At 68.2% G+C, this 13,500-nt stretch carries 16 protein-coding genes; 13 read left to right on the top strand and 3 right to left on the bottom strand.

Annotated elements, in window-relative coordinates:
• The first annotated feature begins 27 nt into the window (after positions 1-27).
• The 3 genes from PGN16_RS08065 to PGN16_RS08055 all read left to right on the top strand — a co-directional run bounded on the left by PGN16_RS08065 (position 28) and on the right by PGN16_RS08055 (position 3,059).
• Complete coding sequence (locus PGN16_RS08065) at positions 28-981, top strand: family 43 glycosylhydrolase (RefSeq protein WP_335308900.1); 954 nt, start codon at positions 28-30, stop codon at positions 979-981.
• Between the two features lie 69 nt (positions 982-1,050).
• The gene (locus tag PGN16_RS08060) at positions 1,051-1,359 is read left to right on the top strand and encodes a DUF485 domain-containing protein (RefSeq protein WP_335308899.1); all 309 of its coding nucleotides are present in this window, start codon (positions 1,051-1,053) and stop codon (positions 1,357-1,359) included.
• Positions 1,356-3,059 carry a cation acetate symporter gene (locus PGN16_RS08055; RefSeq protein WP_335308898.1) on the top strand — a complete coding sequence of 568 codons (1,704 nt, stop codon included), beginning with the start codon at positions 1,356-1,358 and terminating at the stop codon, positions 3,057-3,059. The genes PGN16_RS08060 and PGN16_RS08055 overlap by 4 nt, the downstream gene beginning before the upstream one ends.
• A gap of 9 nt (positions 3,060-3,068) precedes the next feature.
• Here the strand turns inward: PGN16_RS08055 and PGN16_RS08050 are convergent, their stop codons facing one another.
• Positions 3,069-3,410, bottom strand: coding sequence for a hypothetical protein (locus PGN16_RS08050; RefSeq protein ID WP_335308897.1), 342 nt, complete (start codon positions 3,408-3,410; stop codon positions 3,069-3,071).
• Positions 3,411-3,436: 26 nt separating this feature from the next.
• Positions 3,437-4,195 carry a polyphosphate kinase 2 gene (gene ppk2 / locus PGN16_RS08045; RefSeq protein ID WP_335308896.1) on the bottom strand — a complete coding sequence of 253 codons (759 nt, stop codon included), beginning with the start codon at positions 4,193-4,195 and terminating at the stop codon, positions 3,437-3,439.
• A 93-nt stretch (positions 4,196-4,288) separates the two neighbouring features.
• Between ppk2 and PGN16_RS08040 the strand changes: the two genes are divergently transcribed.
• Positions 4,289-4,429, top strand: a complete 141-nt coding sequence (locus PGN16_RS08040) for a hypothetical protein (RefSeq protein ID WP_335308895.1) — start codon at positions 4,289-4,291, stop codon at positions 4,427-4,429.
• 28 nt (positions 4,430-4,457) lie between these two features.
• Here the strand turns inward: PGN16_RS08040 and PGN16_RS08035 are convergent, their stop codons facing one another.
• Positions 4,458-5,261 carry an NIPSNAP family protein gene (locus tag PGN16_RS08035; RefSeq protein WP_335308894.1) on the bottom strand — a complete coding sequence of 268 codons (804 nt, stop codon included), beginning with the start codon at positions 5,259-5,261 and terminating at the stop codon, positions 4,458-4,460.
• A 195-nt stretch (positions 5,262-5,456) separates the two neighbouring features.
• Between PGN16_RS08035 and PGN16_RS08030 the strand changes: the two genes are divergently transcribed.
• From PGN16_RS08030 to PGN16_RS07990, 9 genes are all read left to right on the top strand, one after another.
• Positions 5,457-6,275: a formate/nitrite transporter family protein gene (locus tag PGN16_RS08030; RefSeq protein ID WP_335308893.1), complete on the top strand. Its 819-nt coding sequence runs from the start codon at positions 5,457-5,459 to the stop codon at positions 6,273-6,275.
• A 165-nt stretch (positions 6,276-6,440) separates the two neighbouring features.
• Complete coding sequence (locus tag PGN16_RS08025; RefSeq protein WP_335308892.1) at positions 6,441-7,859, top strand: carboxylesterase/lipase family protein; 1,419 nt, start codon at positions 6,441-6,443, stop codon at positions 7,857-7,859.
• Between the two features lie 107 nt (positions 7,860-7,966).
• Entirely contained in the window at positions 7,967-8,512 is a 546-nt protein-coding gene (locus PGN16_RS08020) for a hypothetical protein (protein ID WP_335308891.1), read from the top strand.
• Between the two features lie 84 nt (positions 8,513-8,596).
• Positions 8,597-9,028, top strand: coding sequence for a hypothetical protein (locus PGN16_RS08015; protein WP_335308890.1), 432 nt, complete (start codon positions 8,597-8,599; stop codon positions 9,026-9,028).
• A gap of 102 nt (positions 9,029-9,130) precedes the next feature.
• The gene (locus tag PGN16_RS08010) at positions 9,131-9,961 is read left to right on the top strand and encodes a ferredoxin--NADP reductase (RefSeq protein WP_335308889.1); all 831 of its coding nucleotides are present in this window, start codon (positions 9,131-9,133) and stop codon (positions 9,959-9,961) included.
• Between the two features lie 172 nt (positions 9,962-10,133).
• A complete protein-coding gene (locus PGN16_RS08005; protein WP_335308888.1) occupies positions 10,134-10,358 on the top strand; it encodes a DUF1272 domain-containing protein in 225 nt (74 codons plus the stop codon).
• Positions 10,355-11,182 (top strand): bifunctional hydroxymethylpyrimidine kinase/phosphomethylpyrimidine kinase, encoded by an 828-nt coding sequence (thiD, locus tag PGN16_RS08000; protein ID WP_335308887.1) that lies wholly within the window; start codon positions 10,355-10,357, stop codon positions 11,180-11,182. The genes PGN16_RS08005 and thiD overlap by 4 nt, the downstream gene beginning before the upstream one ends.
• Entirely contained in the window at positions 11,170-11,778 is a 609-nt protein-coding gene (locus PGN16_RS07995; protein ID WP_335308886.1) for a ribonuclease HII, read from the top strand. The genes thiD and PGN16_RS07995 overlap by 13 nt, the downstream gene beginning before the upstream one ends.
• A gap of 184 nt (positions 11,779-11,962) precedes the next feature.
• Positions 11,963-13,096, top strand: coding sequence for a site-specific DNA-methyltransferase (locus PGN16_RS07990; protein ID WP_335308885.1), 1,134 nt, complete (start codon positions 11,963-11,965; stop codon positions 13,094-13,096).
• The last annotated feature ends 404 nt before the right edge of the window (positions 13,097-13,500 follow it).

The following is a 13,500-nucleotide window of genomic DNA, read 5'->3' as shown; positions in this document are numbered from 1 at the left end:
GGCGAGGAATTATCCTATGATTTGCCGATGAACCTACGCCACGCCCTCGCCGCCGCTCTGCTGCTCACCGCTTCGTCGGCGCTTGCCGACAATCCGCAATTCCAGGGCGCGGACCCCCATGCGATGATGATCGACGGCGACTTGTGGGTGTTCCCGACCGGCGGGCCGGGCGGTAGCTGGGCCGCGGATCGCTTCGGCGCCTTCTCGTCGCGCGACCTGAAGACGTGGCGACCGCGGGGGGAGCTGATCCGCCGCGATCAGATCGCATGGATCGACGCGGATGGCGCGCGCGAGCATTTCCTGTGGGCGCCCGGCGTCGCGACGCGCGGCGGCAAATGGTATCTCTATTACTCGGTCGGCCCGCAGAACCCGACTCCCAGCCGGATCGGCGTCGCAGTCGCGGATCGTCCCGACGGACCTTATCGGGACAGCGGTCGCCCGCTGGTGACCGGCGGCCAAAGGTTCGAGGCGATCGACCCGATGGTGTTCGTCGATCCCAAGGACGGCAAGGCCTATCTCTACGCCGGGGGCAGCGCGGGCGCGAAGCTGCGCGTGTGGGAACTGACCCCCGACATGGTCGGCCTGGCGCGCGAGGTGCCGGTGGCGACACCCCCGCAGTTCACCGAGGGGGCGTTCATGCACGAACGCGACGGCATCTATTACCTGTCGTACAGCCACGGCCGCTTCAACGCCGCGGACTATTCGGTCCATTACGCAACCGCGCCGTCCCCGACCGGCCCATGGCGGTACCGCGGCGCGATCCTGACCAGCGACGCGACCCGCAAGGGGCCGGGGCACCACAGCTTCGTGAAGACCCCCGCCGGCAAGTGGCTGATCGTGTACCACCGCTGGGAGAACCCGCGCGGCCCGGCGCCGTTCGCCGGTGAGCGCCAGGTGGCGATCGACCGGCTTCGTTATGCGAGCGACGGCCGTATCCTCCCCGTCCGCATGACCGACGCCGCTGCGCCGAAGCTGCCGTAAGCGCAATCACGCCCTTGCGCCCGGTCCGCATTGCTGCATGGTAGCGGCAACAAACAGACGGGGGCGGGGATGGACGACGCGAAGGCGGCGCGGGTGGCGGCGGACCCACGGTATCGCGAACTGGTGCGGCGGCGTGGGCGATTCACCTGGGCGCTGACCGGGGTGATGCTGGTCGCCTATCTCGGCTTCATCCTGCTGATCGCGTTCGACAAGCCGTTGCTGGCGCAGCCGATCGGCGCGGGCGTTACCTCGATCGGGATCGTGCTGGGCTTTGCGGTGATCGTGCTCGCGATCCTGCTCACCGGTGTCTATGTCCGCCGCGCCGCGCGCGATTTCGACCCGCTGGTCGCGGCGTTGCGCGCAGAGCATGACGCATGAGGCGGCACGCGCTCGCGCTTGTCGTGCTCGCCGTTCTTGTGCCCGCGCCGGCCTTCGCCGACGCGCTGGCCGGACAGAGCGTGCAGCAGGCGACGAACTGGACCGCGATCCTGATGTTCGCGGCGTTCGCGCTGCTCACGCTCGGGATCACGCGCTGGGCAGCGCGGCGGACGCGGACGGTCGGCGATTTCTACACCGCCGGCGGCGGAATCACCGGCTTCCAGAATGGGTTGGCGATCGCGGGCGACTTCATGTCGGCGGCGTCGTTCCTCGGCATTTCGGCGCAGATCTTCGCGGACGGCTATGATGGGTTGATCTATTCGATCGGTTTTCTCGTCGGCTGGCCGATCATCCTGTTCCTGATGGCCGAACGGTTGCGCAATCTGGGCCGTTACACGTTCGCGGATGTCGCCAGTTTCCGCTTCGCGCAGACCCCGGTGCGCAGTTTCGCCGCGATCAGCACGCTGACGGTGGTGCTTTTCTACCTGATCGCGCAGATGGTGGGCGCAGGGCAGCTCATCAAATTGCTGTTCGGGTTGCGCTACGAATATGCGGTGGTGATCGTTGGCGTGCTGATGACGCTGTACGTGCTGTTCGGCGGCATGACCGCGACGACCTGGGTGCAGATCGTCAAGGCGGTGCTGCTGCTGGGCAGCGCCACGTTCATGGCGCTCGCCGTGCTGGCGCAGTTCGGCTTTTCGTTTGAGGCGCTGTTCGCGCGCGCGGTGCAGGTGAAGACCGATCTCGCCGCCGGGGCCGGTGCCGATCCTGCCGGGGCGGTCGCCAAGGGGCGATCGATCATGGGGCCGGGCAATTTCATCAAGGACCCGGTATCCGCGGTGTCGTTCGGCCTGGCGCTGATGTTCGGGACCGCCGGGCTGCCGCACATCCTGATGCGCTTCTTCACCGTGCCCGATGCACAGGCGGCGCGGAAATCGGTGCTGTGGGCGACCGGCTGGATTGGTTATTTCTACCTGCTCACCTTCATCATCGGCTTCGGCGCGATTGTGCTGGTCGCGACCGCGCCGCGCTATCTCGACCCGACCGGCGGTTTGCTGGGGGGCGGCAACATGGCCGCGATCCATCTGGCCCATGCGGTGGGCGGCAATCTGTTCCTCGGCTTCATCTCGGCGGTGGCCTTTGCGACGATCCTCGCGGTGGTCGCCGGGCTGACGCTGTCGGGTGCGTCGGCGGTCAGCCATGACCTCTATGCGACCGTGCTGCGCAAGGACGCCGCCGACCCAGCCGCCGAGCTGCGCGTGTCGCGGCGAACGGTGCTGGTGCTCGCAATGGTCGCGATCCTGCTCGGCATCATCTTCGAAAAGCAGAACGTCGCCTTCATGGTCAGTCTTGCCTTCGCCGTGGCGGCGTCCGGCAATTTCCCGGTGCTGCTGCTGTCGCTGTTCTGGAAGGGCTGCACGACGCGCGGCGTGGTGGCGGGCGGGACGCTCGGGCTGGTGCTGGCGGTGGTGCTGACCGTGCTGTCACCGGCGGTGTGGGAGAAGGTGCTGGGCTATCCGGCGGCGATCTTCCCCTATTCGTCACCGGCGATCTTCTCGATGCCCGCCGCCTTCATCACGATCTGGCTGGTGTCGCTGCTCGACCGCAGCGGCCGTGCGGCGGTGGATCGCGGCGGCTATGCCGCGCAGCATGTCCGCGCCGAAACCGGGATCGGCGCGGCAGCCGCCTCATCGCACTGACGAGGCGTCTTACTTCGGGTCGTTCCCGTCGACATAAGCGCCGCTATCCCCTTGCGCGCGGTGGATCGCCGCACGCCCCCGGGACGCGGCGATCTCCGCCTTGCGTGCGGCCGCGGACGCGGTGTGCAGCACGCGGGTGCGCCCGTGGAACATCAGATTGTAGCTGACGAACCAAAGCGCCGCCGAAACGAGCAGCGCCCCCGCCAGCCAGCCACGCTTGCGCCAGCGTGTGCGATGCCCGTGCAGCACCAGCCGGGTGCCGCAGGCGGCGCAGCGATAGACGGTGGTGCCCGCGCGCGCGGTCGGCTTGCCGGCCCAGCGATGAAGCCCGAGGACGCACAGGATTGCCATGCGCCGCAGACGTAGCGCCAATCAGGTCAGCGCGCCAGCCGCCCGTCCTCCAGCGCCGCCCCCTCGAACGTGAACAGCACCTTGGGGTCCGCGACCGGCACGTCTTGCGCGATCCGGGCCGGGGCGATGCGGTGCACCAGATGGCGCAACACCGCGATCCGCGCCGCCTTCTTGTGATCGGCACGTACGCACACCCATGGCGCCAGCGGCGTGTGGGTACGCATCAGCATCGTGTCGCGCGCCGCCGTATAGTCGTCCCACCGCGCCTGCGCGACCTTGTCCATGTCGGACACCTTGAGCTGTTTCAGCGGATCGGTGCGGCGCGCCTTCAGGCGTTTTTCCTGCTCGTCCTTGTCGATGTCGAGCCATAATTTGATGAGCCGGATGCCGCTTTCGACGAGCATCCGCTCGAAATCGGGCGCGTCGCGCAGGAATTCGGCCTGTTCCGCCTGCGTCGAGAAGCCCATCACCACTTCCACGCCAGCCCGATTGTACCACGAACGGTTGAAGATCACGATCTCGCCTGCCGCGGGAAGATGCGCGACATAGCGCTGGAAATACCATTGCGTCCGCTCCCGGTCCGACGGCTTGGGCAGCGCGACGACGCGCGTGAAGCGCACCGACAGATGTTCGACGATCCGCTTGATCGCCCCGTCCTTGCCGGCACTGTCGCGCCCCTCCAGCACGATCACCACCCGCTCGCCTGCCGCGACCGCCGCCAGTTGCGCCTCGACCAGCGCGAGCTGCGCCTCTTCCAGATCGTGCCTGTAGCGGTCGTCGTCCATCGTCTGCTCCCTCGTGCCCCGCTTGGAACCAAGCCCGAACATTCCGGTTCCTGACATGTCGGTGCACGCCGCGCCGCCACCCAGAGGATGGACATGAACCGCAAGACCCTGAGCCTGTTCGGCACCGCCAAATCGGCTCCGACGCCCAAGCGCCGCATCAACGACGATCCGCTCGCGGGGCTTACCCCGGTCGAGCGGGCGATGGCGCAGCGCCTGAGCCCGGCGCGCGGCTGACCACCGCGCTCCACGCTTACCCCGTGCGTCAGATCTGCGAATAAGACGTCGGGCCGAGGATGCGATTGTCGATCCCGGTGGTGATCTCCGGATCGGTCAGCCCCGGCGTGGCGATCAGGCGTTTCCACGCCGGATCGGACCCGAAGGTTCGCCAGTTGCGCTCGCGTGTCGCCAGGTCGGGAAAGGTGAGCATGTAGGTCAGGCTCGGCAGTCGCTCGCCGGTCAAATCCTGCGCGAAGAAGACCGGGGTCAGTCCGGTCCGCCGGAAAATCTCGATCTCGCCGCCGGTATCGAACATCGCGACCTTGGTCGCTCCGGCCTTGTCGCTGGGGCTGAAATAGGTGCGCAGCTCGAACAGCCGTTCGGCCTTGCCCGCCGGCACCTCGATGCGCGGCATGTGCGGAAAGGCGCGCATCAGCTTCACGTCGAGCGAAGCGAAGCCGGGCGCGTCCGGCGTGGCGTCGAGGAAGGCTGCACCGGCCTTCGCATGGCCTGCATCGGCGGCGAGCCGCGCCGGCAGCGCCGCGAAATCGGCCAGCGTGGGATGCGGGATCAGCACCAGCACGCTGGGGCTCGCCGGCCCGACGCTGACCGTGAAGACGCCGATCGGTCCACATCCCGCACGCCGCGCCGCCGGGATGAAGGCATCGCGCAGATAGGCGTCGAGCCGCGCGCGCATCGGTCCGTTGACGAGATGATAGGTGCGCAGCTCGTATATCTCCGGCGCGGCCCCGGCGCGGCGCGCCGGCGTCTGCGCCTCGGCGGTGGCAAGCGTCAGCCCACCTAGCGTGGCGCCGGCCAGTAGCGCACGGCGATCGATCGGATAACTCATTGGTGCCTCGTCATATCGTGTCGCGGCACGATGCCGATGCCGGTCGCGCGGTCAAGCCGCGACCTTCGGCGATCCGCTTCGATCACCGGCAAGGACGATCGACGCCGCAGCCAAGGCGTGCGGCTTCGCGTGAAATCGACAGCCACGTTGAGCGTTCGGTCGCGATCGGACGTTACCGGCACCCTGGAGGCTGCGATGTCCGATCGGCACGACGAACAGATGAGCGAAGACGAGGAAGCCGAACAGCGCAGCGCCCCGGCGGCGCGCGTCGTTCATGCCGCGGTGGTCGAGCAGGGGGAGGACGAACTCGCACGCCCGATCGCGTCCCTGTTCTGGTCGGGCTTCGCGGCCGGGATCGCGATCATGGCGTCGGTGTGGGTCAGCGGGGCGCTGCGCCATTATCTGCCGGCGGCGCGCTGGGCGGAGCCGGTCGTCGCGCTCGGCTATCCGGCGGGCTTCCTGATCGTCATTCTCGGTCGCCTGCAATTGTTCACCGAGCACACCGCGGTCGCGGTCCTGCCGGTGGTGCGCGCGCCGACGCGCCGCAACCTGCTGCTGCTCGCGCGGCTGTGGAGCGTGATCTTCGCCGCCAACATGTTCGGCGCGCTGATCGCCACCGCGCTGGCGGTATTTGCGCACATCCAGCCGGCGGACACGCTGGCGGGGATGATCGACGTCTCGGCCAAGTTGCTGGAGCGTACCCCGGTCGACACGCTGATGCAGGCGATCCCGGCGGGCTTCCTGATCGCCTCGATCGCGTGGATCCGATCGGCGGTGAACAGTGGCGATTTCTGGATCGTCTTCGCGGTGACCTATGCGATCTCGCTCGGCGGCTTCGCGCACGTCGTCGCCGGCGCGTCGGAGGCGTTCCTGCTGATGTGGGCGGGGCAGGCGAGTGCCGGCTGGGCGATCGGCGGGTTCGTGCTGCCGGCGCTGCTCGGCAATATCGTCGGCGGCACCGGCTTGTTCGCGCTGCTGGCACACGCACAGGTGAAGAACGAACTGCACTCCTGACGGCCACGTACCGCAGCCCGCCTTGCGTCGCGGTGCGCGCGGCCTTCGATCGTCGCGACGGCAATCGTCGTTCAATCAACGCTTTGTCTGGCGGATCGAAGATGCCATCTACGAAGGCGACACGGACGACGACGGCGGGTCGTTGCAGGGGAGCGGGAAGAGGCGATGATAAAGTTCGGCATGATGGTGCTCGCGATGGGTGGCGCCTTGCTCTCCGGCACCGTGCAGGCTCAGACAGTGGCGACCGGGTCCGGCAAGGTCGCGGGCAGCACCGCCGCTGGCGTCACGAGCTGGAAGGGCATCCCCTTCGCTGCCCCGCCGGTCGGCGAACTGCGCTGGCGCGCGCCGCAGCCCGCCGCGCGGTGGAGCGGCGTCCGTCCGGCGACCGATTACGGCCACGACTGTATGCAATTGCCGTTCCCCAGCGACGCCGCGCCGCTCGGCACCACGCCCGCCGAGGATTGCCTGACGATCAACGTGTGGAAGCCCGCCGCGGTGAAGGCGAAGCTGCCGGTGATCGTGTGGATCTATGGCGGCGGGTTCGTGAACGGTGGCGCCTCGCCGCCGACCTATGCGGGCGACAATCTCGCGAAGCAGGGGGTGATGTTCGTCAGCTTCAACTACCGGCTCGGGCGGTTCGGCACCTTCGCGCACCCGCAACTGACCGCGCAGGACCCCGACCGGGGGCGGCTCGGCAATTACGGCTATATGGACCAGCTTGCCGCGCTCCAGTGGGTCCAGCGCAATATCGCCGCGTTCGGCGGCGATCCGAAGAACGTCACGATCGTCGGTGAAAGCGCGGGCGGCATGTCGGTCAACACGATGGTCACCTCGCCGCTCGCCAGGGGGCTGTTCGCGCGCGCGATCGTGATGTCGGGCGGTGACGGCGGCGGTCGAGGCACCGACGGGCTGGCGGCCGCCGAGAAGATCGGCGTCGACTTCGCGGCGAGCAAGGGCATTTCGCGCGACGATCCCGCCGCGCTGGCCAAGCTGCGCGCGCTGTCGCCCCAGCAGGTGACCGACGGGCTGAACCTGGCGGCGATGTTCACGCCGCCATCGGCGGTGAAGACCTTCGCCAGCCCCTATGCCGATGGGGTCGTCGCGGTCGATGCCGCCGCCGCCTATCGCAGCGGCGCGTTTCCGAAGGTGCCGATCATGATCGGCGCGACCGACAACGATATCGGCGGGCCGACCGGCTATATGGTCGCGGGGGCGCGTCAACTCGCCGGTGCGATCGCAGCGGCCGGCGCGCCGACCTATCACTATCGCTTTTCATATGTGGCGGAGTCGATCGGCAAGCCCGGCGCGGGCCACGCCACCGACATTCCGTTCTTCTTCGACACCGCCGCGATCAAATATGGCGACGCGACCACGGCGCGCGACCGGCAGGCGGCGCGCACCATCAGCGCCTATGTCGTCAATTTCGCCAAGACCGGGGACCCGAACGGCGCGGGGCTGCCGCGCTGGCCGCGCTACGATCGGCGCGCCGACGAACTGCTCGACTTCACCGCAGCGGGCAGGGCGGTGGCGGTCAAGGACCCGCTCGGTGCGGCGATCGACGCCGCGCCGCCGGCCACGCGCTAGCGGTGATCGCACGCCCGGCGAAAGCGGCTGGGCGCAACCGCGCCGCTGATCTATCGGCTCATTATCGACGTCGGGCGTTGTCCCGGTGCGAAGCGAGGACAGGGCATATGGCGCGGGGCACGATCAGGATGCTGGCGAGCGGCGCGGCGCTGATGGCAGCGGCCACGCACGCCAGCGCTGCCACACCGCCAAGCGGCGGTACGATCGCGATCACCTCGCCGGGCGAGGCAGATCCCGACGACGCCTTCGACCGGCAGGCCCGCGAAGCCGCCACCGCCCGGCTCGGCGACCGCGGCTTCACGATCCTCAACGACCGCGACCACGCCGCTTATGTCGCGGAAGTGATCACGAGCCGGAGCGACGTCGGCACATCGGTCACGCGCGCGCGCCGCGACGCACCGGCGGTCATGGGGTCGGGGGTGAACATCCCGTTGGCGTCCGGAAAGTCGTCATTCGTCGCGATGCAGCGCACCACTGTCGAGATCCGCATCCGCAAGCGCGGCAGTCCGGCGGTGCTGTGGCATGGCAGTGCGGTCACCGTGCGCCCCGGCCCGCAGAGTGCCGCCAAGTCCCAGTCATTGGCGGCCGAGCTTAGTCAGGCGGCGTTGACCTCTTATCCGGTCGTGACCGGGACGGCGATCAGCATCCCGTAACCCCACGCGTGCTGCGGACCGACCGCACATTGACGGTGCACATGATCTTCGATACTGCGAGGCATTCGCAAATCGAGGTGATCCATGTACCGCTTCCTCGACCGCCTGCCGCCGAACCTCGACGAGCATTTTCATTTCCTGATCGGCGCGATGCGGCATTGGACCGCCGCCGCGCGGGCCGGTCGCTGCCCCTGCGCGGCGCTCGCGCCGGGCTTCGGTTGGCGCGGGGTGATGGCGGCGCTGCCCGACTTCACCAGGTTGATGGCGTCGCTCGACAGCCATGCACTGCGCTGGCTGCGCTTCGGAATGCCCGGGGCGGAGCATGTGACTGCGGCGGAGGCGACCTTGCTGGCGATGTTCGCGGCGGCTCTGGAAGGGGACGGGCGGGCTGTCCGCCGGATCGCCGGGACCCTGGTCGGTGACACCGCCGCGCCCGGCGTTGCGGAGCAGATCGCGATCGCTGCCGAGTGGGTCGCCTTGCGCTTCGTGCAGGCGCCGCTCGTTCAGCGTGACTGACGCGCCTTGCCCGCGCCCAAGTCCAGCTATGGTTGACCCTTCCCGCGCCGCACCATAATGCGCGCCATTCGCAAGAAATCCTCATATCAGACCGGATCGCCGATGACCGACCTGCGTGCGCCAGTGCTTATCCCTGAATCGACCGCCTTCAACACCGTGGCGGTCAAATGGGTGCGCCACTGGAACGAGCATCTGTTCAGCTTCGCGGTCGAGCGTCCGGCCTCGTTCCGTTTCCGGTCCGGCGAGTTCGTGATGATCGGCCTCCCCGGCGAGGGCGGGACCGAGGACAAACCCGCCAAGCCGGTGATGCGCGCCTATTCGATCGCCAGCCCGGCCTGGGCGGAGGAGCTGGAGTTCCTGTCGATCAAGGTGCCGGGCGGTCCGCTGACCGGGCGGTTGCAGGCGGTGGAGCCAGGCGACCAGCTATACCTCGGCAAGAAGCCGACCGGCACGCTGGTGCTCGACGCGCTGCTCGGCGGCAAGCGGCTGTTCCTGCTGTCGACCGGCACTGGGCTCGCGCCGTTCCTCAGCGTCGCGCGTGATCCCGACGTGTACGAGCGCTTCGACCAGATCGTGGTCGTCCACGGCGTGCGCCGCGTCAACGATCTGGCGTTCCACGACGAATTGAGCGCGCGGCTCGCCGACGATCCGTTGGTGGCGGACGAGGCGGCGATGCGTTTCCATTATGTCCCCGCGGTCACGCGCGAGGATTTCCATACCACCGGCCGTATCCCGGCGCTGATCGAGAGCGGGCGCTTGTTCGAGGGGCTGGACGGCGAGCCGCGCTTCGATCCGGAGAACGACCGCGTGATGCTGTGCGGCTCGACCGCGATGATCCGCGAGATCGCGTCGGTCCTGGAGCACAAGGGATTCGTCGAAGGCTCGAACGCCAACCCGGGGCAATTCGTGATCGAGCGCGCGTTCGTGGATTGACGAAGAGGTGATTAGCCACCGTTCGTGCTGAGGAGGCATTGAGCTTGTCGAAATGCCGTCTCGAAGTACGTTTGCGGCGCGAACCCTTCGAGACGAGGCTTCGACAAGCTCAGCCTCTCCTCAGGGCGAACGGAAGGTGGTGGAAACGGGCACGCCGCGCTAAACGCCCGCCATGCTCGAGATGCGACCCGATTGCGAACGCTGCGGCGTTGATTTGCCCGCCGACGAAGGCGGCGCGTTCATCTGCTCGATGGAATGCACCTTCTGCGCCGAATGCGCCGATGCGCTCGACGAAACCTGCCCGAATTGCGGCGGCGAATTGCTCGACAGGCCGGCGCGGGTCGGCAAGACCTTGAAGAAATACCCCGCCGCGACCGAGCGGCATCACCGCGCATGACGATCGCGCGCGTCCTGATCGTCGCCGGCTCCGACTCGGGCGGCGGTGCGGGTATTCAGGCCGACATCAAGACCGTCACGATGCTCGGCGGCCATGCGATGACCGCCCTCACGGCGATCACCGCGCAGAACACGCTGGGTGTCGAGGCGGTGGCGGCGCTGTCACCGGAGATGGTGCGGCGACAGATGACCTGCGTGGTCGAGGACATCGGCGTCGACGCGGTCAAGATCGGGATGCTCGGCGGGGCCGCAATCGCAGCCGCCGTGGCCGATGAGCTGGCGAGCGGCCTGTACGCCGCGCCGATCGTGCTCGACCCGGTGATGGTCGCGACCAGCGGCGCGCAGCTTGCCGACGCGTCCACCATCGCCGGCTTTGCGCGGCTCGCGCGGATGAGCACGCTCGTCACCCCCAATCTTCCCGAACTCGCCGCGCTGGTCGGACGCGACGGTCTCGACGCTGCCGACGTCGAGCCCGCCGCGCGCGATTATGCCGCGACGATCGGCGCGCCGGTGCTGGTGAAGGGCGGCCATGCCGAAGGCGAGACGGTGGTCGATCGGTTGATCGGTGCCGAGGGCGTGATTGCCGAATGGGCGAGCCCGCGGATCGACACGCGCCACAGCCATGGCACCGGCTGCACGCTCGCCAGCGCGATCGCGACCGGACTGGCGGCGGGGCTGACGCTCGAACCCGCGATTGCGCGCGCGATCCGCTACGTCCGCGCCGCGCTGCTTGCCGCGCCGGGCCTGGGGGCAGGGCACGGGCCAATGGGCCATGCGCTCGGCGACGCGCCGTTCGACCTGTGGGAGCGCGGATGCCCGGCCTGAAGCACGAGCGCGCCTGCCTGCCGCCGGTCGCCGGGGTCGACGAGGCCGGGCGCGGGCCGCTTGCCGGGCCGGTGGTCGCCTGCGCGCTGGTGCTCCCCGCCAGGGGCGTGCCGCGCGGGATCGATGATTCGAAGAAGCTCTCCGCCGCCGAGCGCGCGCGGCTCTATGCGCGGCTCACCGATTGCGCGGCGCTGGGCGTCGGCATCGTCGAGCCCGCCGAGATCGACACGCTCAACATCTATTGGGCGACGATGAAGGCGATGACGCTCGCGGTCGACCGGCTGGCGGAGGTGCTCGGCTGCGCGCCGGGCCATGTGCTGGTCGACGGCAACCGTCTGCCGCGCTGGGGCTATGCCGCGACCGCGATCGTCTCGGGCGATGCGCACAGCCGCTCGATCGCCGCCGCCTCGATCGTCGCCAAGCACACCCGCGACCAGATCATGATCGCCGCCGCCGAATCACATCCGCATTACGGATGGCACGCCAACAAGGGCTATGGCAGCGCGCAGCACCTCGCCGCTTTGCGCGAGCACGGACCGTCGCCGCTCCACCGCCGCAGCTTCGCGCCGGTCGCACAATGCATTTTGCCGTTCTGAGTCGTTTCGGCCACACCACCACCGCTTGAGTCTGTCGAGTCGCCGGTGACTCAACATATAGAAACGGACTCGTCTTGTTCCGCCTTGACAACGATCGGAACGCGGACTCGCTTCGCCGCACGACTCTTGACGGACTCGCGCTTTCCCGCCCTTTTGGGGCTCGCAGACGGGGAGCAGGAATTCGATGGGGGTCATGGAAAAGGTCGTGCGCGGGCGTCGCGCGACGCTGGCGGAAACGCCGGCGGTGCTGCCGCTCGACCAGATCCTGCGCGGCGATTGCATCGCGCAGATGAAGGCGCTGCCCGCGAAGTCGGTCGACATGATCTTCGCCGATCCGCCGTACAACCTTCAGCTCGGCGGCGAGCTGTTCCGCCCCGACGGCAGCCATGTCGACGCGGTCACCGACGATTGGGACAAGTTCGACACCTTCGCGCAATACGACGCCTTCACCCGCGCGTGGCTGGCGGAGGCGCACCGCATCCTCAAGGATGACGGCACGATCTGGGTGATCGGCAGCTATCACAACATCTTCCGCGTCGGCGCGGCGGTGCAGGATCTCGGCTACTGGATCCTTAACGACATCGTGTGGCGCAAGGCCAATCCGATGCCCAACTTCCGCGGCACGCGCTTCACCAACGCGCACGAGACGCTGATCTGGGCGTCGAAGGGCGAGAAGGCGAAATACACCTTCAACTACCGCAGCATGAAGACGCTCAACGACGAGCTGCAGATGCGCTCGGACTGGGAATTCCCGATCTGCGGCGGCGGCGAGCGGCTGAAGAAGGACGGGGTCAAGGTCCATCCAACCCAGAAGCCCGAGGCTTTGCTGTACCGCATCCTGCTCGCCTGCACGAAGCCTGGCGACGTGGTGCTCGACCCGTTCTTCGGCACCGGCACGACCGGCGCGGTCGCCAAGCGGCTCGGCCGCCGCTGGATGGGGATCGAGCGCGAGGGCGATTATATCGCCGCCGCCGAGGAACGGATTGCCGCCGCGCTGCCGCTCGACGAATCGGCGCTGGCGACGATGCAGAGCCCCAAGTCGCAGCCGAAGGTAGCGTTCGGGGTGCTGGTCGAGAACGGCTATCTCGCGCCCGGCACGATGCTGGTCGACACCAAGCGCCGCTGGCAGGCGATGGTGCGCGCCGATGGCTCTTTGTCGTCGCCTTGCGGTGCGAATGGTTCGATCCACAAGGTCGGCTCGACGGTGCAGGGCGCGCCGGCGTGCAACGGCTGGACCTTCTGGCATTACGAGGCCGAGGGCGCGCTGAAACCGATCGACGCGCTGCGGCAGACGTATCTGCTCGCGACGCAGCCGTAATCGTCGTCGTCTCTGCGAGGGCGTGGCTGTCCCGAGTGCGGATGACGTTGACACACTGGCGTCGGTTTAGTGTCTGGCCGCCGCAGCCGATTTGACAGCCATGGGCCCCTGCCTGCGCAGGGGCGACGGCGGGTTGGGCGGGGAGTGGATCGAAGCCGTCCGCCCGACCACGCCAGATGTTCGGCGCACCGCCGCGCCACGGTGGTGTGTCAGGTGTGGCGCTGGCGAAAGCTGCTGGACGCACTGCCCTTGATGTCGCTGTTCGCAACGCTTCCCTGAACGCCGTCGCCCCTGCGCAGGCAGGGGCCCATGTCTGTCTCGTATGCGGATGACGTGGACACATCGGTGTCGGTCGTGTGTCCGGCGGTCACGACCGACTACACAGACATAAGCCCCTGCCTACG

It is taken from the genome of Sphingomonas phyllosphaerae (assembly GCF_036946485.1).
GTDB classification, from domain to species: domain Bacteria; phylum Pseudomonadota; class Alphaproteobacteria; order Sphingomonadales; family Sphingomonadaceae; genus Sphingomonas; species Sphingomonas phyllosphaerae_E.
The sequence above is the reverse complement of the archived record's forward strand: the minus strand, read 5'-3'. Positions and strand labels throughout refer to the sequence as shown.

Bases quoted from the DNA above. Each gene is read 5' to 3' on its own strand.
- PGN16_RS08065 (WP_335308900.1), top strand. From the start codon at position 28: ATGAACCTACGCCACGCCCTCGCCGCCGCTCTGCTGCTCACCGCTTCG.
- PGN16_RS08060 (WP_335308899.1), top strand. From the start codon at position 1,051: ATGGACGACGCGAAGGCGGCGCGGGTGGCGGCGGACCCACGGTATCGC.
- PGN16_RS08055 (WP_335308898.1), top strand. From the start codon at position 1,356: ATGAGGCGGCACGCGCTCGCGCTTGTCGTGCTCGCCGTTCTTGTGCCC.
- PGN16_RS08050 (WP_335308897.1), bottom strand. From the start codon at position 3,410: ATGGCAATCCTGTGCGTCCTCGGGCTTCATCGCTGGGCCGGCAAGCCG.
- ppk2 (WP_335308896.1), bottom strand. From the start codon at position 4,195: ATGGACGACGACCGCTACAGGCACGATCTGGAAGAGGCGCAGCTCGCG.
- PGN16_RS08040 (WP_335308895.1), top strand. From the start codon at position 4,289: ATGAACCGCAAGACCCTGAGCCTGTTCGGCACCGCCAAATCGGCTCCG.
- PGN16_RS08035 (WP_335308894.1), bottom strand. From the start codon at position 5,261: ATGAGTTATCCGATCGATCGCCGTGCGCTACTGGCCGGCGCCACGCTA.
- PGN16_RS08030 (WP_335308893.1), top strand. From the start codon at position 5,457: ATGTCCGATCGGCACGACGAACAGATGAGCGAAGACGAGGAAGCCGAA.
- PGN16_RS08025 (WP_335308892.1), top strand. From the start codon at position 6,441: ATGATAAAGTTCGGCATGATGGTGCTCGCGATGGGTGGCGCCTTGCTC.
- PGN16_RS08020 (WP_335308891.1), top strand. From the start codon at position 7,967: ATGGCGCGGGGCACGATCAGGATGCTGGCGAGCGGCGCGGCGCTGATG.
- PGN16_RS08015 (WP_335308890.1), top strand. From the start codon at position 8,597: ATGTACCGCTTCCTCGACCGCCTGCCGCCGAACCTCGACGAGCATTTT.
- PGN16_RS08010 (WP_335308889.1), top strand. From the start codon at position 9,131: ATGACCGACCTGCGTGCGCCAGTGCTTATCCCTGAATCGACCGCCTTC.
- PGN16_RS08005 (WP_335308888.1), top strand. From the start codon at position 10,134: ATGCTCGAGATGCGACCCGATTGCGAACGCTGCGGCGTTGATTTGCCC.
- thiD (WP_335308887.1), top strand. From the start codon at position 10,355: ATGACGATCGCGCGCGTCCTGATCGTCGCCGGCTCCGACTCGGGCGGC.
- PGN16_RS07995 (WP_335308886.1), top strand. From the start codon at position 11,170: ATGCCCGGCCTGAAGCACGAGCGCGCCTGCCTGCCGCCGGTCGCCGGG.
- PGN16_RS07990 (WP_335308885.1), top strand. From the start codon at position 11,963: ATGGGGGTCATGGAAAAGGTCGTGCGCGGGCGTCGCGCGACGCTGGCG.